The following is a 19,967-nucleotide window of genomic DNA, read 5'->3' as shown; positions in this document are numbered from 1 at the left end:
CACCCTGAAAACAGAATCTTTCGAGGACGCGCCCATGGCCCGCAACGACATCTTCGTCTCCACGCAATGGCTGGCCGAGCGGCTCGACGCACCCGACATCGTCGTGGTCGAGGGCTCGTACTACCTGCCGGCCCAGAAGCGCGACGCCAACGCCGAATATCTGCAGCAGCGTATCCCGGGCGCAGTGCGCTTCGACATCGACGTGGTGAAGGACAAGGATTCGAGCTTGCCGCACATGTTGCCGCGGCCGGATGCCTTTGCCGCCGCGGTCGGCGCCATGGGCATCGGCGATGGCATGCGCATCGTCGTCTATGACGGGCTCGGCCTGTTCTCGGCGCCGCGGGTGCGCTGGACCTTTCAGACCTTCGGCGCCAAGGACGTGGTGATCCTCGAAGGCGGCATGCCGCAATGGCTGGCCGAAGGCCGGCCGGTCGAGGACGGCGCACCGCGACCACGCGCACCGCGCAGCTTCACCGCCAGGCTCGACCATTCCGCCGTCGCCGATGCCGCCGACATCGCACGCGCCATCGAGAACAATTCGGCCCAGGTCATCGATGCGCGCGCCGCCGATCGCTTCCGCGGCGAGGCGCCGGAACCGCGCGCCGGCCTGCGTTCTGGCCACATCCCCGGCTCGCTCAACGTGCCTTCGTCGGCTCTGGTGGCGGACGGCAAGCTCAAGTCGCCCGAAGAGATCGTCTCGGCCTTCCGGAGCGCCGGCGTCGATCTCGACCGGCCGGTGATGACGACCTGCGGCTCCGGCGTCTCCGCCGTGATCCTGTCGACGGCACTGGAATCGATCGGCAAGTCGACCCGCGCGGTCTATGACGGCTCCTGGTCGGAATGGGGCGCGAGCGAGCGGCCGATCGCGACCGGGCCGGCGAAAGCCTGACCTTCAAAACACCGACCAGCCGGTGCGCTCGACCAGGCGTTCGAGCGCGATCGCACCGACATGCGAGGTTCCCGCGGCATTGAGCCCGGGCGACCAGACCGCGATCGCCGCCTGCTTCGGCACGATGGCGAGGATGCCACCGCCGACGCCGCTTTTGCCGGGCAGGCCGACCTTGAAAGCGAACTCGCCCGAGGCGTCGTAATGGCCGCAGGTCATCATCAGCGCCTTGACGCGGCGGGCCCGCGCCGGGCGGCAGACCATGTCGCCGGTCAGCGGGTCGACGCCGTCGCCGGCAAGGAACAGGCCGGCACGCGCGAGCTGGGCGCAGCTCAGGCTGAGCGCGCATTGGTGGAAATAGACGTCGAGCACCTGGGCGACCGGGTTCTTCAGGTTGCCGAAGGCGCGGATGAAATTGGCCAGGCTGGCATTTCGGAAGCCGGTCTGCGCCTCCGAACCCGCAACCTCGTCATCGATCGAGACTGAGCGGTCGCCCGAGCGCTCGCGCAGGAAGGCGAGAATCTCGGCCACCGTCTTCTTCGGCGTCCGGCCGGTCAGCAGCGAATCGGTGACGACCAGCGCCCCAGCATTGATGAACGGATTGCGCGGCACGCCGCGCTCCTGCTCGAGCTGGACGATCGAGTTGAAGGGCGAGCCTGAGGGTTCGCGCCCGACCCGGTGCCAGAGCCGGGCACCGACCCGCTCCAGCGCCAGCGTCAAAGTGAAGACCTTGGAGATGCTCTGGATCGAGAACGGGACATCGGCGTCGCCAGCCTGCGCGCGCTCGCCGGCGCAGGTGATGACGGCAAGGCCGAAACGGCGCGGATCGACGCGCGACAGCGCCGGAATGTAATCCGCCACCTTGCCGGCGCCGATGTGCTCGGCGACGTCGTCATGAACGGAAGCGACGATGTCCGACAGGTTGCGCATGCCCGAACTCCGCCACTGCCCAAGTCGAGGCGACCTTGGCATTCGGCCGAACGTGTCGCAATCGCGTCAGCGAGAGCTTGGCAAAGTCCTCGCTGCTACGCATGCTGTCCGGCGCTGGGGAGCCGCCAATGACCTATTGCCTCGGGATTCTGTTGCCGTCAGGGCTGATCCTCGCTTCCGATTCCCGCTCCAGCGCCGGCGTCGACCAGATCGCTGTGGTCAAGAAACTCGCTCTGTTCGAAGTGCCGAACGAACGGGTGATCGCGATCCTCTCGGCCGGAAACCTGGCGACGACGCAAGCCGTGATCACCATGATCCGGCAATACACTAGGCATAAGCAGGATCTTTCGACCGGGGCAGAGAACCGCGACATCCTGGCGGCGCGCACCATGTTCGACGTGGCGCAGATCGTCGGCGGCGTGCTGCGCGAGGTGCTGCGCGCCAATCGCGCCTTCGTCGAACCCTATGGTGACCCGAACGGCTCCTTCATCGTCGCCGGCCAGATCGCCGGCGAACCGCATCGGCTCTTCCAGGTCTACTCGGCCGGCAATTTCGTGGAGGCCTCGGGACGCACCCAATTCCTCCAGCTCGGCGAGACCAAATACGGCAAGCCGATCCTCGACCGGGCGCTGCAAGAGGCAAGCGGGCTCGACGAGGCGGCCAAGCTCACCTTGCTCTCCTTCGACGCAACGGTGCGTTCCAACCTCTCGGTCGCGCCGCCGATCGACCTGCTGCGTTACGAGGCCGACAGCTTCTCGACCCGGCATCTCGCCAAATACGACAGCAATCACCCCTATTGGGCCGATCTGCGCCAGCGCTACAGCGACGGGCTGACGGCGCTGGTCGCGAGCTTGCCGGCGCCGGATTTCCCGGCCTGACTACTGCAGCAACGCGACCATCGCCGCATAGCCGCGGCGGCGGGCATGTTCGAGCGGCGTCGTGCCCTCGCGGTCGGCAAGGTCGCGACGCGCGCCCGCCCCGACCAGCGCCCGCACCGTCTCGACATGGCGCGGCCCGCCATTGCCGAGGATCACCGCCTCGATCAGGGCGGTCCAGCCGAGATTGTTGACATGGTCGAGCGGCGCACCGGCCGTGATCAATTCGCGCACCACGCCGTCATGGCCAAGATGGGCCGCCGCGATCAGCGCCGTGCCGCGATAGGGACTGGTGATCGCACGTGGGTTTCCGCCGATGGCCAGCGCAGTGCGCATCGTCTCGATGTCGTCAGCGACGCCTGCAATCGTGATCGCGTCATAAGCCTGACCGTCGAGGGCGCGAGGATCGGCGCCGGCCTTGACGAGTTCGCGCATCGCCTCGCGCTGGCGAGCATGGGCGGCGACATGCAGCGCGGTGCGGCCCTGGCTGTCCCGGGCATCGAGCCCGCCGCCGGTCGCGGCCGCTTGCCGGAGAGCCGCGAGATCGCCGCGATAGGCCGCAAGATGCAGCCCGCCATAGGCGGACACTTCGGCCGCGGACGGCGGAACCTGGGCAGTCGCGGTCCCGCTCACGCTCAGAACACCAGCGACGACCAGACTCAGAAACGCGCCTCGGCAAACGTTCTCCCCGCGTCGTTTCGTCTCAGCCATCTGCTGGCGCCCCTCAATTTCGCTCGATCGGCGCGAAAAAACGCAACCTGCTCAAAATAGGGTCAGCTTTGCTGTCCCTTCCCCCTTGCGGGCTGAGCCGGGTCGCCCTATCTCCTGTGCACCGCAGCAGAGATGCTGTGGCGCCCTCCTTGGGCGTTTCCTCCCTAGACTTGGGCCTGCGCTCCGGCGTGGGCCTTTTTCTTTGCGCGGAAGGCTAGCGCGACTTACCTCCGCCAGACAACAGCGGCTCTTCGTCAACGGGAGCGAATCTCCAGATCACCATGCGCCCGACGGCCGCAGGATGCTCTAGCGAAACTCGATTCTCGCCAGCCCCCCGCACGCTCCGGGCGCCGCGCTTGTCACCGGGCACGATGAGGCGCAACCCATCCCGATCGGACAATGTGCGCCCGTCAACCCGCTCGGCCACCATCACGGCCCTGCCTCCCAGGTCAGGGATGATCTCGCCCAGCGAGAACGCGACGGAATAGCCGTCTCGACCGGTGACGACGAATGTGCGCTGAAGATCAGCGTGGGACGATGGTTGCTTGGCAAGGCCAAGGCTCAACAGGAGCTCCCACAGCAGGACACCTTCGAAGCGGCCGCTCTGCTCGCCCTTCGACGACAGGAAAGCGACGGACTGCTCGATGCGAGGGAGCCTGTCGAGACTGGCCGGCCCGAGCTGTACCCTCGTCCCTCCCGAACCCGTGATCTCCAGGCTTGGCCCTGGGCCCGGCCTGTCACCCGAGCCTGCCTCCTGCCCGGACACCGGCGCGCAGAAAATAAGCGCGAGGCCGATCATGATGACGCCGCAACGCCGAATGAGCATATCAACACCTCGTAATATCCGTTCGGATATTACGCTAGCGGCTCGAAACGGCATTTCCAATAGCCACGCCGACGCCGGGCCGCGGTTGGGCAAGCCCGGTCCCAAACCCGAATCCGAGGCTAACCGACCTCGTAGTCACCCGGTTGCGGCGGGGCGATTGGCGTGAACAGGCTTCGGTCGGGCTTCAAGTCGAGCAATGGCGTGCCGTCGAGGCAATCGAGGCCGCGGACCGAGAGGATGGGCCCCTCGCGCGAAACGAAGGTCGCTATCGAGGTCCCGATCGGGTTCGGCCTGACCGGCGTGCGCAAGGCGAAGGTGCCATGGGTCTCGCCATTGTTCGCCGGGCTCTGGCGCACGAGATCACGCCGCGATTCGTGCAGCCAGTAGAGCACCTCCAGCCGTTCGAAAGCCTCGACGCCATCGAGCGCGGCATCCCAGGGCGCGAACAGCTCGATCGTGCAGATCGGCCCGTCCGCCCTGCCCTGCCGCGGGCAGGTCAGGCGCGAGGTCCAGGGCGTATGGATGCGGCCGATGAAGACGAGACCCGCATCGGTCGCCGCTGGCGGCTCGACTGCGACCTCGGCTCGGCGAATCTCGTTCTCGCGGACCATCGCAGCGGTCAGTCGATCGCGATCATCACATCGGAGGCCTTCACCACGGCATAGGCCTTCTGCCCGACCGCGAGCTTGAGCTCGTCGACGGCGGCATTGGTGATCGCCGAGGTGACGATGACGCCGCCGACATCGAGCTTCACATGGGCGGTGGTCGCGCCCTTGACGATCTCGGTGATGGTGCCTTTGAGCTGGTTGCGGGCGGAAATCTTCATGCTGGTCTCCCCGATCTGACAAGCTTGCGAGCCGGCCTCCGCCGGACTCGACCTTTGGTCGCTCGCCGTTATATTCGGCTGCACATAGCGACAGCAACCGCAGCGAGGACCCTCATGCCGTCGAACCGCCGAAACGTTCTGGGTTTCACCGCCGCGCTGCTGATCGGCGTCGCGTCCTTCACCGGCCCTGCCCTCGCCCAGAGCAAGGAACTGGTGATCTTCGCCGCCGCCAGCCTGAAGAACGCGCTCGACGAGGCGGCGGCCAACTGGGTCAAGGAGAGCGGCAAGCCGGCGCCGAAGATCTCCTATGCGGCAAGCAACGCGCTGGCGAAGCAGCTCGAACAGGGCGCGCCGGCCGATCTCTTCCTCTCGGCTGATCTCGACTGGATGGACTACGCCCAGCAGAAGAACCTGATCATCAAGGAGAGCCGGGTCAGCCTGCTCGCCAACCGGATCGCGCTGATCGCGCCGTCCGATGCCACGACCAAAGCCACGTTGGCGCCGGGCGTCGACCTCACCGCCGCGCTCGGCCAGGGCCGGCTCGCCATGGGCAATGTCGATTCGGTGCCGGCCGGCAAATACGGCAAGGCGGCGCTGGAGAAGCTCGGCGGCTGGGACAAGGTCAAGGACAAGATCGCGCAGAGCGACAATGTCCGCGCCGCGCTGCTGCTGGTCTCGCGCGGCGAAGCGCCGCTCGGCATCGTCTACACCACCGACGCTGCCGCCGACCCCAAGGTCAAGGTGATCGCGACCTTCCCGGAGGACACGCACCCGCCGATCATCTACCCGGTCGCCATCACCAAGGATTCCGCCAATCCCGATGCGCAGGGCTTCCTCACCTATCTGCGCGGCAATGGCGCCAAGGCCAGCTTCGAGAAGCAGGGCTTCACGGTGCTGAACAAGCCCGCCAGCTCCTCATAAGGGACTGCTCGTGAGTGACTGGCTGACGCCGGAGGAGTGGACGGCCGTCCGCCTCAGCCTCGTCGTCGCCACCACCGCCATGCTGGCGAGCCTGCCTCTGGGGCTCGCCATCGCCTGGCTGCTGGCGCGCGGGCGCTTCTGGGGCAAGTCGCTGCTCGACGCCGTCATCCATCTGCCGCTGATCCTGCCGCCGGTCGTCACCGGCTATCTCCTGCTGATCGGCTTCGGCCGGCGCGGGCCGATCGGCCAATTCCTCTATGACTGGTTCGGCATCGTCCTCTCCTTCCGCTGGACGGGCGCCGCGCTCGCCTGCGCGGTGATGGGCTTTCCACTGATGGTCCGGGCGATCCGGCTCTCGATCGAGGCGATCGACCGCAAGCTCGAGGATGCCGCTGGAACGCTCGGCGCCGGCCCGTTCTGGGTGTTCCTGACCGTGACGCTGCCGCTCGCTCTGCCCGGCATCCTCGCGGGCATGATCCTGTGCTTTGCCAAGGCGATGGGCGAATTCGGCGCGACCATCACCTTCGTCTCCAACATCCCAGGCGAGACGCAGACCCTGCCCTCGGCGATCTACACCTTCACCCAGGTGCCGAACGGCGATGCCGGGGCGATGCGGCTGACCCTGATCTCGATCGCGATCTCGGTCGTGGCGCTGTTCGCCTCGGAATTCCTGGCGCGATTGGTCGGCCGGCGGATCGCCGTCGAATGAGCGCGGTCATCGAGGTTTCCGTGGCGCATCGGCTCGGCGCCTTCGCGCTCGATGCCGCTTTCGCTTCGGATGGGCGCCTGACGGCGCTGTTCGGCCGCTCCGGCTCGGGCAAGACCTCGCTGGTCAACGTCATCTCCGGACTGATCAGGCCGCAATCTGGCCGCGTCGTCATCGACGGCCGCGTGATGGTCGACAGCGCCGCCGGCATCTTCGTGCCCAAGCACAAGCGCCGCATCGGCTATGTCTTCCAGGAAGCGCGGCTCTTCCCGCATCTCTCCGTCAGGCAGAACCTGCTCTATGGCCGCTGGTTCGCGCCGAAGGCCGAGGATGGCGGCAGCAAGCTCGACGACGTGCTCGACCTGCTCGGCATCGGCCATCTGCTGCAGCGGCAACCGGGCGCGCTCTCCGGCGGCGAGAAGCAGCGCGTCGCGATCGGCCGGGCCTTACTGGCCAAGCCGCGCCTATTGCTGATGGACGAGCCGCTCGCCTCGCTCGACGAAGAGCGCAAGGCTGAGATCCTGCCCTATATCGAGCGCCTGCGTGACGGCTTCGGCATTCCGATCGTTTATGTCTCGCATTCGATCGCCGAGGTGGCGCGGCTGGCGACGCATCTCGTCATCCTCGACCAGGGCAAGGTGTCGATGAGCGGGCCAACCGCCGAATTGATGTCGCGCCCCGACGTGCCGATCCTCTCCCCTTCGGCGGAGGCCGGCGCGATTCTCGACGCGCGCGTGCTGCGCCACGAGCCGGAGCACGGCCTGACGATTCTGGAGACCGCAGCCGGGCCGTTGCAGATCGCCCGGCGCAATGTGCCGGAGGGGGCGGCGCTGCGCGTGCGAATCCTCGCCAGCGACGTGATGCTGAGCCTGAAGCCGCTCGACGGGATCAGCGCGCTCAACGTCCTGCCGGGACGGGTCTCGGCGATCGGCGCGCCCCACGGCGATGGTGGCGCATTGGAAGTCAGACTCGACTGCAACGGCGTCGGCCTGCTCGCCCGTCTCACCGTGAAATCGGCCGAGCAGTTGCGCCTGGCCCCCGGCAGCGCGGTCTATGCGGTGATCAAGAGTGTCTCGATCGATATGCCGTGAGCGCTCAGGCCTTCCTGCCGGGCTCGCGCGCCGCAGGGGCCGTTGGTGAAACCGCGTCGCGCAGCGCGGCGATTTCCTTCTCCCCCGCTGCCAGCGCCTTCGCCTCGATCGCGCGATAATTCGCGACGATCTCTCGCCCGAGCGCCGTCAGATGGGCGCCGCCGCCCTTCGCCCCGCCCGGCTGCGCCTCGACCAGCGGCGCGCGGAAGATGCGGTTGAGATCGTCGACCAATAGCCAGGCACGGCGATACGACATCTTCATCGAGCGGCCGGCAGCCGAAATCGAGCCGGTCTCGCCGATTGCCTCCAGCAACTGCACCTTGCCCGGACCGAGGCGACCGCCCGGCGCGAAGTCGAGCCGGAAGCTGAAGCGCGTCGCCGGCAAGGACTGGTCAGCCTTCGGCATAGCCTGCTCTCCGCGGCCGCGCGCGCTCAATAGAGCCGCGAGCGGTAGGCCTCTTCCAGATTAGCGTCGGCCTCGGCGGCATCGACCGCCCTGGTCTGCTCAGCGACGATGCGGCCGAGCGTCGGGAAGCTCGAGCGCTCGACCTGCGCCTCCTGCGCCCAGAGCTTCGAGCGGAGCAGCGCCTTGCCACAATGGAAATAGGCTTCGTCGACCTCGACGATCAGGCCGAGCTTCGGCGCCTTCTCCTGCATGGCCATCGGCTCCAGCAGCGCAGCGTCCGTCGTCATCCGGGCCCTGCCGTTGACGCGCAGCGTCTCGGTGATGCCCGGCACGAAGAAGACCAGGCCGACGCCCGGCGAACTCAGCACGTTGCGGAAGGAATCGACCCGGTTGTTGCCGCGCCGATCGGGGATCAGCAGCGTCCGCTCGTCGAGCACCTCGACGAAGCCCGGCCCGTCGCCGCGCGGGCTGGCATCCACGCCGCCCTCGCTGTCGGCGGTGGCCAGCACGAGAAAGGGCGAGAGCGCGATGAAGTCGCGGCAAAACTTGTCGAGCCGGTCGAGCACCTTCTTCTGCACGACCAGGGACTCTTCGCCAACGATCGCGCGCAGTTGAGCTGCATCGTCGACCGTCGTGCCCGGCTTCTGGCTGATCGCGCTCATTTCATGTCTCCAAAAGCATGCCGACCCGGCCGGCGAAGCAGGCATAACATGGCTTCGAAATCGACCGAAGCCTCGCCGCACAACCTCAGGTGATGCGCCGGACGCTGTCGGCGATCTCCTGCGGCTCGAACAGGCGCTTCCAGTCAGGTTTCAGGATCGTCTCCTTGCCGAAGACAATCGCCTTGTTGCAGGCGTCGGAGAACACGCCCTGGACTTCGCCGAAGGTCACGGCCGCCAGGATGTTCATATGACCGAGCAGGAAATCGCGCGCCGCCTCGCGCGGCACGCCGCGGGCGATCGCCTCCTCCATCGCCTCGCGCATCGCGTCGAGCAGCGTGGCGCAGACGGTTTCCGATAGGCCGGGCTCGAGGATCGCCATCTGCTCGACGGTAACGCGGTGCGAGCGCATCACCGGCGCCCAGATCGCCCGCGCCACCTCCTCGCCGAGGGCGTAGTGCGCCTCCGGCCCCTGCATCAATGCATTGACGATGTGCTGCTTGGCGGCGATGCCGCCGAAATGATCGGCGCGCGCCGCCTCCTCGGTCTCGTCATTGAAGATCGGCGGATGGCAGGGATGGGTGACGAAATAGGTGATGTCGGCCCGCTCAGGCAGATGACCGGCATGGGGTGCCGCGGCGTCGAGGATGATAACGATCGTCCCGGCCGCCAGCTTTGGCACGAGACCGGCGGCCACCGCGCCGACGGCTGTATCTGGCACGGCCAGGATCACGACGTCAGCCCCGTTGATCGCCGCATCCGGCGCGGTGCAGGCGGCGCCAAAAGCCTCACGAATGCGCTCCTGGCCAGCCGGGCTGATCTCGACATGGCGCGTCTCGAAGCGCGAACGGGCGAGATTGCGGCCAAGCCGCATGCCCATCTTGCCGCCGGCACCGAACAGTGCGACCACCGTCATCGTCGTTCTCCTGCGTGCGCGCGTCCGTTGCCGACGCTGTCCGACAAGCTCGCAAGGCTTTCCGCCGGACGTCAACGCCGGTGTTCCAACGCTCGTGTACTCCCGTTGTCCGGCTGACGCATGGGTCGCCTGCCGATCTTGCATGCAAGATGGCGTCAAAGATTGACGCCCCGGAACGATGACGGGATAGTCGGCCCCCTCGTCACGCATCCGGATCATCATGCCTCGCCCGACGCCGTCCACCGCCCTCGAACGCTTGCGCGTGCTCGACCTGACGCGCGTGCGCGCCGGGCCGACCTGCGCCCGCATCTTCGCCGATTTCGGCGCGGACGTGATCAAGATCGAAAGCCCACCGGGGCTCGATCCGAACGAAAACATGAGCGGGCCGCGGCATGGCTACGACATGCAGAACCTGCACCGGAACAAGCGCTCGCTGACGCTCAATCTGAAGACCGAGTCCGGCAAGGCGATCCTGCGCAAGCTGATCGCCGATGCCGACCTGCTGGTCGAAAACTTCCGGCCGGATGTGAAGGAGCGGCTCGGCCTCGATTTCGAGACGCTGCATGCGCTCAACCCACGCCTGATCCTGGTCTCGATCTCGGGCTTCGGCCAGAGCGGGCCCTATCGCCTGCGCGCCGGCTTCGACCAGATCGCCCAGGGCATGGGCGGGATGATGTCGGTGACCGGCCTGCCCGGCCAGGGGCCAGTGCGCGCCGGCATCGCCGTCGCCGATTCCGCCGCCGGGCTCTATGGCGCGATCGGGGCGCTGGTGGCGCTGCAGGAACGCGCCATCTCCGGCAAGGGGCAGTGGGTGCAGACCTCGCTGCTCGAAGCGCAGATCGGCATGATGGACTTCCAGGTCGCGCGCTATCTGGTCGAGGGCAAGGTGCCGCCGCAGGCCGGCAACGACCATCCCTATGCGACGCCGATGGGCGTCTATGCGACGCGCGACGGCCACATCAATCTCGGCGTCGGTGCCGAGGGCCATTGGCGCTCCTTCTGCGGCGCGCTCGGCCGGCCGGAGCTCGCGACCGATCCGCGCTATGACAGCATGGAGAAGCGCTTCGCGGCGCGGCCGGAACTGCGCGTGCTGCTCGAGGAGATCATGTCGACGCAGGACAGCGCCTACTGGCTCGACGCCTGCGAGAAGGCCTCGGTGCCGGCCGGGCCGATCTATGCGGTCGATGCCGTCTTCGACGATCCGCAGGTGCAGCACCTCGGCATCGCGCAGCCGGTCAATCATCCCGCGATCGGCGACATCCGCGTCGTCGGCCAGCCCGTCAGCCTGTCACGCACGCCCTCCAGCATCGCGACGCCGACGCCTGACGCCGGCGACCACAACCTCGAAATCCTCACCGAGCTCGGCTTCGACGAGGCGGCCATTGCCGGCCTCAAGGCCGAAGGCGCGATCTGAAAGGCATCCGATGAACGACGAGATTCTCTACGACGTCGCCGATGGCGTCGGCACGGTCACGCTCAACCGGCCGCAGGCGCGCAATGCGCTGACCTTCGCCATGTATGAGGGGCTGGCCGAGATCCTCGGCAACCCCGAGAAGCATGGCGCGCCGAAGGTGTTCGTCGTCACCGGCGCCGGCGAGAAGGCCTTCGCCGCCGGCACCGACATCTCGCAGTTCCGCGAGTTCAAGACAGCGGAGGACGCCCTCGCCTATGAGAACCGGATCGAGCGGGTGATCACCACGATCGAAAGCTGCATGGTGCCGACCATCGCGGCGATTGCGGGCGCGGTCACCGGCGGCGGCGCGGCAATCGCCTGCGCCTGCGACCTCCGGATCGCGACACAATCGGCCCGTTTCGGCTTCCCGGTGGCGCGCACGCTCGGCAACTGCCTGTCGATGGCGAACTATGCCCGGCTCGCCAGCCTGCTCGGCCCGGCCCGCGTCAAGGACATCATCTTCACCGCAAGGCTGGTCGAGGCCGAAGAAGGCCATCGCATCGGCCTCTACAACGAGCTTGTCGCCGACCATGCCGCGCTGATGACGCGGGTGAAGGAGCTGGCGGAGACGATCCGCGGCCACGCCCCGCTGACGATGCGCGCCACCAAGGAGGCGCTGCGCCGGCTCACGGCCGCGGCGAGCGCCGATATCCACGGCGATGACCTCGTCACACTCTGCTATACCAGCGCCGATTTCCGCGAGGGCATGGAAGCCTTCCTCGGCAAGCGCACGCCGAACTGGCAGGGCAAATGAGCGAGACGATCGGCTTCATCGGCCTCGGGCTGATGGGCGCTGGCTTCTGCAAGCGCCTGATCGCGACCGGCCGCAAGGTGGTCGGCTACGATCTCGACCCGGCCCGGCGGGCTGAAGCCGAGGCGCTCAGCGTTACCCTCGCCGCCTCCCCGGCCGAGGTCGCCGAGCGCGCCAATCCCGTCTGCATTGCGGTCACCACCACCAAGGCGGTGCAGATGGTGGTAACAGGCGAAGGCGGCATCCTCTCTACGAAGCCGAAGCCGGGCGCGATCGTCATCGACTTCTCGACGACCGAGATCGGCGTGACCAAGGCACTCGGCGTGGCGCTGGCGGAAGCCGGCATCGGTTTCATCGATGCGCCGGTCTCGGGCGGGCCACCAGCAGCGGAAGCCGGCAAGCTCGCGATCATGGCCGGCGGCGCGCCGGAGACGATCGAGGCTGTGCGGCCGCTGGCCGAGAGCCTCGGCCTCTTCACCCATATGGGCGCGGTCGGCGCCGGCCAAGCCACCAAGCTGGTCAACCAGGCGCTGTGCCTGACCAACTATGTCGTCGTGGCGGAATCGCTGCGGCTGGCCGAGGCCTATGGCGTCGATGCCGACAAGATCCCGGCGGCGCTGGCGCCGGGCCTCGGCAATTCGGCGGTACTGCAGGCGATGATGCCGCGCATGGTCGCGCGCGACTTCGCGCCGAAGGGCTATGCCAGGCAGGTGCTGAAGGACCTGGAGATGCTGATGGAGGCCGGGCGCGAGCAACACCTCGCCATGCCGATGGTCGCCCAGGCAACGACGCTCTATCGGATGCTGGTCGCGCAGGGCGATAGCGAGCTCGACGCGATCGCAGTGCTGAAGCTGCTGCCGGAGGTCGAGCAGCCTCCACACTGACCTGCGATCAGGCGCCGTCCGGCTTGGCGGCCTTGTCCTTCAGCGCCGCGACGAGCCCGGAGAGACCATTGCGGACATGCTCGCGCAGGCGCTGGCTCGCCAGCGCGGCATCGCCGGCGGTGAGCGCTGCCAGGATCTGCTCATGTTCCTGGATCGCCATCTTCCAGCGCTTCGGCCAGAGGTTCGAGGAGTAGCGGGCGCGGTCGACCCGGAGCGCCAGCAGTTCCCAGATCCAGAGCAGGACGGGATTGCCGGAGAGTTCGACGATGCGGCGATGGAAGGCCTTGTTGGCCTCGAAATAACCCGGCAGCTCGTCGCGGGTGTGATGCAGCATCATCCTGTAATGCAACATGCCGATCTCGGCGACGGCTTCGTCGGTGGCGCGCGCCGCGGCGAGTTCGCCGGCCAGGCCCTCGATCGTCGAGACGACATCGATCAGCGCCTCGATCTCGCCGACATCGAGCTCGGCTACCACCGACGACTTGTTCGGCAGCGCCCGCAACAAGCCATCCTGGGTCAGCGTCTTGATCGCCTCACGCACCGGCGTGCGTGAGACGCCGAGCTGCAGGCAGAGCTCGCGCTCGTTCAGCTTGGCGCCCGGCGCCAGCGCCCCGGTGACGATCAGATTGCGTAGTTTTGCGACCGTGCTGCCGTGCAGGGCGCCCTTGCGCCGGCCCGGCTCGGGCTGCGGAACCTGAGCGAGAAGCGCTGCGAGCGGGGTCGTGTCGGCCGGACTATCCATGACGCTCTGTATATCGCGTGGCCGCTCCGCTGTCGAAAAATTCTTGCATACAAGAATTCAGGCACCTAGAACGGAGCCGCCGGCGAGCCGGCATCCCTTTCCGCAATCCGGACAGCGCCATGCACATCGTCGACCTTTCCATGCCGATCGCGCCGCATTTCCGCTGGCCGGTGGAGCTTTCGATCAAGGGCGACATCGCGGCGGGCGACCAGTTCCGGGTGTCGAAGATCAACGGCCCCTGCCATGGCTTCTCGCATGTCGATGCGCCCGCCCATTTCGTCGCCGGCGCGCCGACGATCGAGGCGACGCCGCTGAGCCGGGTGGTCGGCCCCTGCCGGGTGCTCGATTTGAGCGGGCGCCCCGCTAACGAGCCGATCGGCCCCGAGCACCTCGCCGCTGCCGATGCCGGCGGGGCCGATGGCGAGATCCTGCTGCTGGCGACGCAGTGGAACGACCGGCGCGACTATCATGACAAGAGATTCTGGACCGAAGCGCCCTGGCTGACGCTGGAGGCGGCGCAGTGGCTGGCGGAGCGCAAGCCGACCGCCGTCGCCTTCGACTTCCCTCAGGACTATCCGATCCGCCTCCTGCTCGAAGGCAAGGAGGTGCCCAAGCCCGAGCATGTCACCCACCACGTCCTGCTCAGCCACGGCGTCACGCTGATCGAATACGTCGTCAACACCAGCAGACTGACGGCGCCGCGCAACCTGTTCTCGGCAGCGCCGCTGCTGATCCCCAACGCCGACGGCGCCCCCGCCCGCATCTACGCCATTGAGGGCCTGGCCGTCTGACGGCCGCCGCCCTGCCCCAATCGAACGAAAGCGACCCCAGTGAACATCGAGAACCTGTTCGCGCTGAAGCCCAGCGCGCCCGATCGCGTGATCTCCGCCGCCCTGGTCGGCGCCGGCGAATTCGGCGCGAGCTTCATCGGCCAGGCCCGGCGGGCCCCGCATATCGAGCCGCGCGTCGTCTGCGACCTCGACATCGGCCGCGCCCGCAAGGCGGCGCTCGCCGGCGGCCTGAGCGAGGGCGAGATCATCGCCTGCCATAGCACCGCCGAGGCCAAGGCCGCGCTCGATCGCGGGCTGGTCGCGCTGATCGGCGATGCCGCCCATCTCGAAGGGTTGCCGGTCGATGTCGTCGTCGAGGCGACCGGCGATCCGGAAGGCGCAGCGATGACCGCACTCGCGGCGATCGAAGCCGGGCGCCATCTCGTCATGGTGACCAAGGAGGCCGAATGCATCATCGGCCCGATCCTGGCGCATCGTGCCAGGCAGAACGGCGTTGTGCATACCCCGGTCGACGGCGACCAGCCGAGCCTGCTGATCGGCCTGATCGGCTGGGCCCGCGTACTCGGCCTGCCGATCGTCGCCGCCGGCAAGTCATCTGAATCCGATTTCGTCTGGGATCCGGAGGCCGGCACTGTGACGGCCTGGGAGAAGGCCGTGCCGGCAGCCGATTTCGCCGCGGCCTTTGGCAAGCTCGGCAGCGATCCGCGTGGCCTGCTCGACGCCCGCGCAAAGCTGCCCTTCCCGCGCGCCACCGTGCCCGATCTCTGCGAGATGGGCATCGTCGCCAACCATACCGGGCTGATGCCGGACGTGGCCGCGATGCATGCACCGATCGCGCGAACCACCGAATTGCCGAGCCTCTTCCGGCCGGCGGCCGAAGGCGGCCTGCTCTCCGGCACCGGCCGCGTCGACATGTTCAACTGCCTGAGAAGGCCGGACGAGCTCTCCTTCGCCGGCGGCGTCTTCGTGATCGCCGAGACGCCGGACCTCGCCACCGGCAAGCTCTTTGCCGGCAAAGGCATCCCCTGCTCGCCGGATGGCCGCTACGTCCTGCTGCACAATCCGGTGCACCTGCTCGGGGCAGAGGCGCCGATGTCGGCGCTGTCCGCCGCGCTGCTCGGCCAGTCGACCGGTGGCGCCGAGGTGCTGCCGCGCGTCGACCTGACGGCACGGGCGAGCCACGACCTCGAACCCGGCGAGACGCTGACCATGGGCTATCGCCATGTCATCGAGGGGCTGGAGCCGCAATTGACCCCTGCCCGACCGCTCGGGCCGAGCGAGCCGGTTCCGTATTACCTCACTGCCGGCCGGCCGGTGGTGCGCAAGGTGGCGCGCGGTGCCGTCGTCACCTGCGCCGACATCGCACTCGACGAAAGCACCACACTGGTTCGCCTGCGCCGCGAGCAGGACGCGCTGTTCAACCCCGGCGCGCTTTGACTTTGCGGCAACATTCTGTATGCAGCATACAACACTCAGATAAAACTAATCGAAAGCGGGCGACCGCTGAGGAAACCATCGGGAGGCAGGGATGACGGGCGCGAGCACCGGACCGGCCGGGCACAGCCCGAACCACACCTGCCTTCCGCCGCAGCGGAGCTGAGCCATGGTCGCCAGCTCCGACCAGCGCGCCCGCTTCCTCGCCTCCGGCGCCGATGATGATCTGCCGATCATCGACGCCCACCACCATTTCTTCGATCTTGCGCGCAATTATCACCCCTGGCTGAGCGACCACCCGGTCGCCTTCCGCTATGGCGACTACAGCGCGATCAAGCGCGACTTCATGCCGGCCGATTATCGCCGCACCATCGACGGACATCTCGTCGTCGGCAGCGTGCTGATGGAAGGCGAATGGGACCCGCGCGATCCGATCGGCGAGATGCGCTGGGCTTCCGAGGTCGCGCTGGAGCACCGTCTGCCGAGCGCCGCGATCGGCCAGATCTGGCTCGATCGCGACGATGCCGCCGAGGTCGTCGCGGCCTATCGGGAGATGCCGCTGGTTCGCAGCGTCCGGCACAAGCCCAAGGCCGTCGCCCGCGCCGATCACCGACCGGATTTCGCCGCGCCCGGCTCGATGCGTGATCGCAGATGGCGCGACGGCTACGCCCTGCTAGCCGGCGCCGGGCTCAACTTCGACCTGCAGACGCCGTGGTGGCATCTGGACGAAGCCGCCGAGCTCGCCCGCGATTTCCCCGAGACCACCATCATCCTGAACCATGCCGGCCTGCCTGCCGATCGCAGCGCCGAGGGGCTAGCCGCCTGGCGCGCAGCCCTGGACCGGCTGGCGCACGAGCCCAATGCGGTCGCCAAGATCTCCGGCATCGGCGTACCCGGGCAGCAGTGGACGTTGGAGTTGCAGGCGCCGGTGATCGACGGCGTGATCTCGGCTTTCGGCATCGAGCGCTGTGCCTTCGCCAGCAATTTCCCGGTCGACAGCCTCTGCGCTCCGTTCGGCACGATATTCGACGTGTTCAAGGCGGCGGTCCATGAGCGGCCGGCCACTGAGCGCCTCGCTTTGTTCCACGACAACGCCGCGCGCTGGTACGGGCTCGCCGCCAACGGAGCCGCCTGATGAAACTACGCGCCTTGCTCCTGCGCCTGACCGAAGACGTACTGATCGCCGGCTTCGTCGTGATGATCGCGATGGTCTTCGGCAATGTCGTGCTGCGCTACGCCTTCAGCTCCGGCATCATCTCCTCGGAGGAATTGTCGCGGCTGATCTTCGTCTGGCTGACCTTCGGCGGCGCGTTCCTGGTGGCGAAGGACGGCCAGCATCTCGGCATGACCACCGTCGTCACCATGCTCGGCCGCAACGGCCGCTGGTGGTGCCGGCTCGCGGTCGAGGCGCTGTCGCTGCTCTGCATGGGCATGCTGATCGTCGGCTGTTGGCAGCAGGGCGTCATCAATATCGAGAACCACCAGCCGGTCACCGGCGTGCCGGTCGCGGTGACCTACCTCGCCGGCCTCGTCGGCGGCATCGGCATCGGCGCGCTCAATCTGATCGCGCTGACGCGTCTCCTGACCGGCCGCATGCCGGATGACGAGCTCGTCGTCGGGGCGGAATCGGAAGAGCTCACCGCCTTCGAGAACCAGCAGGCGGCGGAGAAGCGCTGATGACCGTCTTCATCTTCCTGGGCTCGCTGATCGGGGCGATGGCGCTCGGCATGCCGATCGCGATGGCGCTGCTGGTCTGCGGCGTCGCGCTGATGCTGCAGCTCGACACCTTCGACTCGCAGATCCTGGCGCAGAACCTGATCGGCGGCGCCGATTCTTTCCCGCTGATGGCCGTGCCCTTTTTCATGCTCGCCGGCGAATTGATGAATGCCGGCGGCCTGTCGCGCCGGATCATCGCGCTCGCGGTGACGCTGATCGGCCATGTCCGCGGCGGGCTCGGCTACGTCGCGGTGCTGGCGGCGCTGGTGATGGCGAGCATTTCCGGCTCGGCCGTCGCCGACACCGCCGCGCTCGCCGCGATCCTGCTGCCGATGATGAAGCAGGCCGGCTACAACCTGCCGCGCGCCGCCGGACTGATCTCGGCCGGCGGCATCATTGCGCCGGTGATCCCGCCCTCGATCGGCTTCGTCGTCTTCGGCGTCGCCGCCGGCGTCTCGATCACGCGGCTGTTCATCGCCGGCATCGTACCCGGCATCCTGATGGGCGTCGCCTTGCTGATCACCTGGTACATCGTCGCCCGCGACGAGCCGGCCGCCCGCGTCAAGCGCGCATCCTTACGCGAGATTGGCCAGGCGGTCCTCGACGGGCTCTGGGCGCTCGGCCTGCCGGTATTGATCATCGGCGGCATGAAGGCCGGCGCCTTCACGCCGACCGAAGCGGCTGTGGTCGCTGCGGTCTATGCCGCCTTCGTCGGCGGATTCATCTATCGCGAGCTGAAATTCGAGCATCTGCGCCCCGCTTTGCTCGCGGCGCTGAAGACCTCGGCGGCTGTGATGTTCCTGGTCGCGGCGGCGATGGTCTCGGCCTGGCTGATCACCATCGCCGACATTCCCGCCCAGGTCTCGGCCCTGCTCGGCCCGCTGATCGACAACAAGACCCTGCTGATGCTGGCGATGATGCTGCTCGTCGTCGTCGTCGGCACCGCGCTCGACTTCATCCCGACCGTGCTGATCCTGACGCCGGTGCTGATGCCGATCGTCAAGCAGGCCGGCATCGATCCGGTCTATTTCGGCGTGATGTTCATCATCAACAACGCCATCGGCCTGCTCACACCGCCAGTCGGCACGGTGCTCAACGTCGTCTGCGCCGTCGGCCGCATCCCGATGGACCGCGTCATCAAGGGCGTCATGCCGTTCCTGCTGGCGCAGCTCGCCGTGCTGCTGCTGCTGATCTTCGTGCCCGAGATCGTCACGGTCCCGGCGCGCTGGCTCTACGGGCGCTGAGGCGCCCGCCCCCACAACAAAACAGGGAGGACAAGCTCATGACCATCACCCGCAGGACCGCTTTGACCGGCGCTGGCGCCGGCATCGGCCTCTTCGCCATCGGCCACCCGGCCTTGGCGCAGGCGGTGAAGCTGCGCTTCGCCCACCCGCACCCGGAAGCCGACAGCTGGCACAAGGCCGCCCTGCTCTTTGCCGAGCAGGTCAAGGCCAAGAGCCAGGGCCGCTATGAGGTCCAGGTCTTCCCGAACGGTGCGCTCGGCTCCGATGCCCAGACGATCAGCGCGGTGCGCGGCGGCTCGCTCGACATCTGCCTGACCGGCAACCCTTTCTTCACCGGCCTGGCGCCCAAGCTCAACGTGCTCGACCTGCCCTTCCTGATCCAGAGCCGCAAGCACGCGGCCGCCGTGATGGACGGCCCGATCGGCGACGGCCTGCGCAAGGAGCTCGAAGGCTCGAACCTCAAGGCGCTCGCCACCTGGGAGATCGGCTGGCGCAACCTCACCAACAACCGCCGTCCGGTCGCGGCCGCCCCCGATCTCAAGGGCCTCAAGATCCGCACCACGCCGAACCCGGCCCATATCAAGGCCTTCCAGCTGCTCGGCGCGATCCCGACCCCGATGGCCTTCACCGAGCTCTTCACCGCGCTGGAGACCGGCACGGTCGACGGCCAGGAGAACCCGGTGACACTGATCCTCAACGCCAAGTTCAACGAGGTGCAGAAGCATCTCTCGCTGACGCGCCATGCCTTCACCACCGGCCCGGTCGTGATGAACAGGAGCAAATTCGACGCGATGCCGGCCGATATCCAGCAGATGCTGGCTGCCATCGCGCTGGAATGCGCCGGCATCCAGCGCAAGATGAACGAGGATACGGAAGGCTCGAGCCTCGCCGAATTGAAGAAGGCCGGCATGCAAGCGGTCGAGACCCCCGATCGCGACTCCTTCGCCAAGATCGTCACTGCCGAGGTCGAAAAGGAGTTCGTCGGCAAGTACGGCAGCGACGTGCTGGACGCGATCAAGAAGGCGGCTGTCTGAGGGACGGACGCCAACGCCGTCATGCTCGCCCTTGTGGCGAGCATCCACGTCTTGAACACTGCGCTGGCCGAGTGAAGACGTGAATGGTCGGGACAAGCCCGACCATGACGCGAATGGCTCCGCCGAAGGGAGAGCAATTCTCCCTATCTCTCAGCCCAGGAAGAC

General features: G+C 67.5%; 23 protein-coding genes. 14 read left to right on the top strand and 9 right to left on the bottom strand.

Annotation, left to right across the window (positions count from 1 at the left end; translation table 11 throughout):
- The first annotated feature begins 34 nt into the window (after positions 1 to 34).
- Positions 35 to 889: a 3-mercaptopyruvate sulfurtransferase gene (gene sseA / locus ACWIGM_RS16900; RefSeq protein ID WP_454027125.1), complete on the top strand. Its 855-nt coding sequence runs from the start codon at positions 35 to 37 to the stop codon at positions 887 to 889.
- A 3-nt stretch (positions 890 to 892) separates the two neighbouring features.
- On the opposite strand, the gene ACWIGM_RS16895 is transcribed toward sseA, so the two are convergent.
- Positions 893 to 1,816: a glutaminase gene (locus tag ACWIGM_RS16895; RefSeq protein ID WP_454027124.1), complete on the bottom strand. Its 924-nt coding sequence runs from the start codon at positions 1,814 to 1,816 to the stop codon at positions 893 to 895.
- 128 nt (positions 1,817 to 1,944) lie between these two features.
- On the opposite strand from ACWIGM_RS16895, the gene ACWIGM_RS16890 reads away from it, so the two are divergent.
- A complete protein-coding gene (locus ACWIGM_RS16890) occupies positions 1,945 to 2,694 on the top strand; it encodes a proteasome-type protease (protein WP_454027123.1) in 750 nt (249 codons plus the stop codon).
- Here ACWIGM_RS16890 and ACWIGM_RS16885 read toward each other — a convergent pair whose 3' ends face one another.
- From ACWIGM_RS16885 to ACWIGM_RS16870, 4 genes are all read right to left on the bottom strand, one after another.
- Positions 2,695 to 3,324: an ankyrin repeat domain-containing protein gene (locus ACWIGM_RS16885; protein ID WP_454027122.1), complete on the bottom strand. Its 630-nt coding sequence runs from the start codon at positions 3,322 to 3,324 to the stop codon at positions 2,695 to 2,697.
- 292 nt (positions 3,325 to 3,616) lie between these two features.
- Positions 3,617 to 4,228, bottom strand: a complete 612-nt coding sequence (locus tag ACWIGM_RS16880; RefSeq protein WP_454027121.1) for a hypothetical protein — start codon at positions 4,226 to 4,228, stop codon at positions 3,617 to 3,619.
- 119 nt (positions 4,229 to 4,347) lie between these two features.
- Positions 4,348 to 4,839 carry a tRNA (N6-threonylcarbamoyladenosine(37)-N6)-methyltransferase TrmO gene (gene tsaA / locus ACWIGM_RS16875; RefSeq protein ID WP_454027120.1) on the bottom strand — a complete coding sequence of 164 codons (492 nt, stop codon included), beginning with the start codon at positions 4,837 to 4,839 and terminating at the stop codon, positions 4,348 to 4,350.
- Positions 4,840 to 4,847: 8 nt separating this feature from the next.
- A complete protein-coding gene (locus ACWIGM_RS16870) occupies positions 4,848 to 5,054 on the bottom strand; it encodes a TOBE domain-containing protein (RefSeq protein ID WP_454027119.1) in 207 nt (68 codons plus the stop codon).
- 114 nt (positions 5,055 to 5,168) lie between these two features.
- On the opposite strand from ACWIGM_RS16870, the gene modA reads away from it, so the two are divergent.
- The 3 genes from modA to modC are packed head-to-tail and all read left to right on the top strand — an operon-like array spanning position 5,169 to position 7,772.
- Complete coding sequence (modA, locus tag ACWIGM_RS16865; protein WP_454027118.1) at positions 5,169 to 5,975, top strand: molybdate ABC transporter substrate-binding protein; 807 nt, start codon at positions 5,169 to 5,171, stop codon at positions 5,973 to 5,975.
- 10 nt (positions 5,976 to 5,985) lie between these two features.
- Positions 5,986 to 6,684 (top strand): molybdate ABC transporter permease subunit, encoded by a 699-nt coding sequence (modB, locus tag ACWIGM_RS16860; protein ID WP_454027117.1) that lies wholly within the window; start codon positions 5,986 to 5,988, stop codon positions 6,682 to 6,684.
- Positions 6,681 to 7,772: a molybdenum ABC transporter ATP-binding protein gene (gene modC, locus ACWIGM_RS16855; RefSeq protein WP_454027116.1), complete on the top strand. Its 1,092-nt coding sequence runs from the start codon at positions 6,681 to 6,683 to the stop codon at positions 7,770 to 7,772. The genes modB and modC overlap by 4 nt, the downstream gene beginning before the upstream one ends.
- 4 nt (positions 7,773 to 7,776) lie before the next feature.
- Here the strand turns inward: modC and ACWIGM_RS16850 are convergent, their stop codons facing one another.
- The 3 genes from ACWIGM_RS16850 to ACWIGM_RS16840 all read right to left on the bottom strand — a co-directional run bounded on the left by ACWIGM_RS16850 (position 7,777) and on the right by ACWIGM_RS16840 (position 9,753).
- The gene (locus ACWIGM_RS16850) at positions 7,777 to 8,178 is read right to left on the bottom strand and encodes a winged helix-turn-helix domain-containing protein (protein WP_454027115.1); all 402 of its coding nucleotides are present in this window, start codon (positions 8,176 to 8,178) and stop codon (positions 7,777 to 7,779) included.
- Between the two features lie 26 nt (positions 8,179 to 8,204).
- Positions 8,205 to 8,840 carry a pyridoxamine 5'-phosphate oxidase family protein gene (locus ACWIGM_RS16845; RefSeq protein WP_454027114.1) on the bottom strand — a complete coding sequence of 212 codons (636 nt, stop codon included), beginning with the start codon at positions 8,838 to 8,840 and terminating at the stop codon, positions 8,205 to 8,207.
- Between the two features lie 85 nt (positions 8,841 to 8,925).
- On the bottom strand, positions 8,926 to 9,753 hold the full coding sequence (locus ACWIGM_RS16840; RefSeq protein ID WP_454027113.1) for a phosphogluconate dehydrogenase C-terminal domain-containing protein: 828 nt from the start codon (positions 9,751 to 9,753) through the stop codon (positions 8,926 to 8,928).
- Between the two features lie 220 nt (positions 9,754 to 9,973).
- Between ACWIGM_RS16840 and ACWIGM_RS16835 the strand changes: the two genes are divergently transcribed.
- The 3 genes from ACWIGM_RS16835 to ACWIGM_RS16825 are packed head-to-tail and all read left to right on the top strand — an operon-like array spanning position 9,974 to position 12,841.
- Complete coding sequence (locus tag ACWIGM_RS16835; RefSeq protein ID WP_454027112.1) at positions 9,974 to 11,167, top strand: CaiB/BaiF CoA transferase family protein; 1,194 nt, start codon at positions 9,974 to 9,976, stop codon at positions 11,165 to 11,167.
- 10 nt (positions 11,168 to 11,177) lie between these two features.
- Positions 11,178 to 11,960 carry an enoyl-CoA hydratase/isomerase family protein gene (locus ACWIGM_RS16830; protein WP_454027111.1) on the top strand — a complete coding sequence of 261 codons (783 nt, stop codon included), beginning with the start codon at positions 11,178 to 11,180 and terminating at the stop codon, positions 11,958 to 11,960.
- Positions 11,957 to 12,841: an NAD(P)-dependent oxidoreductase gene (locus ACWIGM_RS16825; protein ID WP_454027110.1), complete on the top strand. Its 885-nt coding sequence runs from the start codon at positions 11,957 to 11,959 to the stop codon at positions 12,839 to 12,841. The genes ACWIGM_RS16830 and ACWIGM_RS16825 overlap by 4 nt, the downstream gene beginning before the upstream one ends.
- A gap of 7 nt (positions 12,842 to 12,848) precedes the next feature.
- Here the strand turns inward: ACWIGM_RS16825 and ACWIGM_RS16820 are convergent, their stop codons facing one another.
- Complete coding sequence (locus tag ACWIGM_RS16820) at positions 12,849 to 13,583, bottom strand: GntR family transcriptional regulator (RefSeq protein WP_346359627.1); 735 nt, start codon at positions 13,581 to 13,583, stop codon at positions 12,849 to 12,851.
- A 119-nt stretch (positions 13,584 to 13,702) separates the two neighbouring features.
- Here ACWIGM_RS16820 and ACWIGM_RS16815 point away from each other — a divergent pair, with 119 nt between their 5' ends.
- From ACWIGM_RS16815 to ACWIGM_RS16790, 6 genes are all read left to right on the top strand, one after another.
- A complete protein-coding gene (locus tag ACWIGM_RS16815) occupies positions 13,703 to 14,374 on the top strand; it encodes a cyclase family protein (protein WP_454027109.1) in 672 nt (223 codons plus the stop codon).
- 39 nt (positions 14,375 to 14,413) lie between these two features.
- Positions 14,414 to 15,811, top strand: coding sequence for a flagellar biosynthesis protein FlgA (locus ACWIGM_RS16810; RefSeq protein ID WP_454027108.1), 1,398 nt, complete (start codon positions 14,414 to 14,416; stop codon positions 15,809 to 15,811).
- A gap of 166 nt (positions 15,812 to 15,977) precedes the next feature.
- A complete protein-coding gene (locus ACWIGM_RS16805) occupies positions 15,978 to 16,943 on the top strand; it encodes an amidohydrolase family protein (protein WP_454027107.1) in 966 nt (321 codons plus the stop codon).
- Positions 16,943 to 17,485, top strand: coding sequence for a TRAP transporter small permease (locus tag ACWIGM_RS16800; protein WP_454027106.1), 543 nt, complete (start codon positions 16,943 to 16,945; stop codon positions 17,483 to 17,485). Before ACWIGM_RS16805 ends, ACWIGM_RS16800 begins: the two co-directional genes overlap by 1 nt.
- Positions 17,485 to 18,768, top strand: a complete 1,284-nt coding sequence (locus ACWIGM_RS16795; RefSeq protein WP_454027105.1) for a TRAP transporter large permease subunit — start codon at positions 17,485 to 17,487, stop codon at positions 18,766 to 18,768. The genes ACWIGM_RS16800 and ACWIGM_RS16795 overlap by 1 nt, the downstream gene beginning before the upstream one ends.
- Before the next feature lie 38 nt (positions 18,769 to 18,806).
- Positions 18,807 to 19,802, top strand: a complete 996-nt coding sequence (locus ACWIGM_RS16790) for a TRAP transporter substrate-binding protein (RefSeq protein WP_454027104.1) — start codon at positions 18,807 to 18,809, stop codon at positions 19,800 to 19,802.
- The last annotated feature ends 165 nt before the right edge of the window (positions 19,803 to 19,967 follow it).

This window comes from Allobosea sp. NPDC055332 (genome assembly GCF_053645455.1).
The sequence above is the reverse complement of the archived record's forward strand: the minus strand, read 5'-3'. Positions and strand labels throughout refer to the sequence as shown.

Bases quoted from the DNA above. Each gene is read 5' to 3' on its own strand.
- ACWIGM_RS16850 (WP_454027115.1), bottom strand. From the start codon at position 8,178: ATGCCGAAGGCTGACCAGTCCTTGCCGGCGACGCGCTTCAGCTTCCGG.
- tsaA (WP_454027120.1), bottom strand. From the start codon at position 4,839: ATGGTCCGCGAGAACGAGATTCGCCGAGCCGAGGTCGCAGTCGAGCCG.
- modA (WP_454027118.1), top strand. From the start codon at position 5,169: ATGCCGTCGAACCGCCGAAACGTTCTGGGTTTCACCGCCGCGCTGCTG.
- ACWIGM_RS16820 (WP_346359627.1), bottom strand. From the start codon at position 13,583: ATGGATAGTCCGGCCGACACGACCCCGCTCGCAGCGCTTCTCGCTCAG.
- sseA (WP_454027125.1), top strand. From the start codon at position 35: ATGGCCCGCAACGACATCTTCGTCTCCACGCAATGGCTGGCCGAGCGG.
- ACWIGM_RS16870 (WP_454027119.1), bottom strand. From the start codon at position 5,054: ATGAAGATTTCCGCCCGCAACCAGCTCAAAGGCACCATCACCGAGATC.
- modC (WP_454027116.1), top strand. From the start codon at position 6,681: ATGAGCGCGGTCATCGAGGTTTCCGTGGCGCATCGGCTCGGCGCCTTC.
- ACWIGM_RS16815 (WP_454027109.1), top strand. From the start codon at position 13,703: ATGCACATCGTCGACCTTTCCATGCCGATCGCGCCGCATTTCCGCTGG.
- ACWIGM_RS16800 (WP_454027106.1), top strand. From the start codon at position 16,943: ATGAAACTACGCGCCTTGCTCCTGCGCCTGACCGAAGACGTACTGATC.
- ACWIGM_RS16805 (WP_454027107.1), top strand. From the start codon at position 15,978: ATGGTCGCCAGCTCCGACCAGCGCGCCCGCTTCCTCGCCTCCGGCGCC.
- ACWIGM_RS16825 (WP_454027110.1), top strand. From the start codon at position 11,957: ATGAGCGAGACGATCGGCTTCATCGGCCTCGGGCTGATGGGCGCTGGC.
- ACWIGM_RS16835 (WP_454027112.1), top strand. From the start codon at position 9,974: ATGCCTCGCCCGACGCCGTCCACCGCCCTCGAACGCTTGCGCGTGCTC.
- ACWIGM_RS16840 (WP_454027113.1), bottom strand. From the start codon at position 9,753: ATGACGGTGGTCGCACTGTTCGGTGCCGGCGGCAAGATGGGCATGCGG.
- ACWIGM_RS16895 (WP_454027124.1), bottom strand. From the start codon at position 1,816: ATGCGCAACCTGTCGGACATCGTCGCTTCCGTTCATGACGACGTCGCC.
- ACWIGM_RS16845 (WP_454027114.1), bottom strand. From the start codon at position 8,840: ATGAGCGCGATCAGCCAGAAGCCGGGCACGACGGTCGACGATGCAGCT.
- ACWIGM_RS16830 (WP_454027111.1), top strand. From the start codon at position 11,178: ATGAACGACGAGATTCTCTACGACGTCGCCGATGGCGTCGGCACGGTC.
- ACWIGM_RS16795 (WP_454027105.1), top strand. From the start codon at position 17,485: ATGACCGTCTTCATCTTCCTGGGCTCGCTGATCGGGGCGATGGCGCTC.
- ACWIGM_RS16890 (WP_454027123.1), top strand. From the start codon at position 1,945: ATGACCTATTGCCTCGGGATTCTGTTGCCGTCAGGGCTGATCCTCGCT.
- ACWIGM_RS16790 (WP_454027104.1), top strand. From the start codon at position 18,807: ATGACCATCACCCGCAGGACCGCTTTGACCGGCGCTGGCGCCGGCATC.
- ACWIGM_RS16880 (WP_454027121.1), bottom strand. From the start codon at position 4,228: ATGCTCATTCGGCGTTGCGGCGTCATCATGATCGGCCTCGCGCTTATT.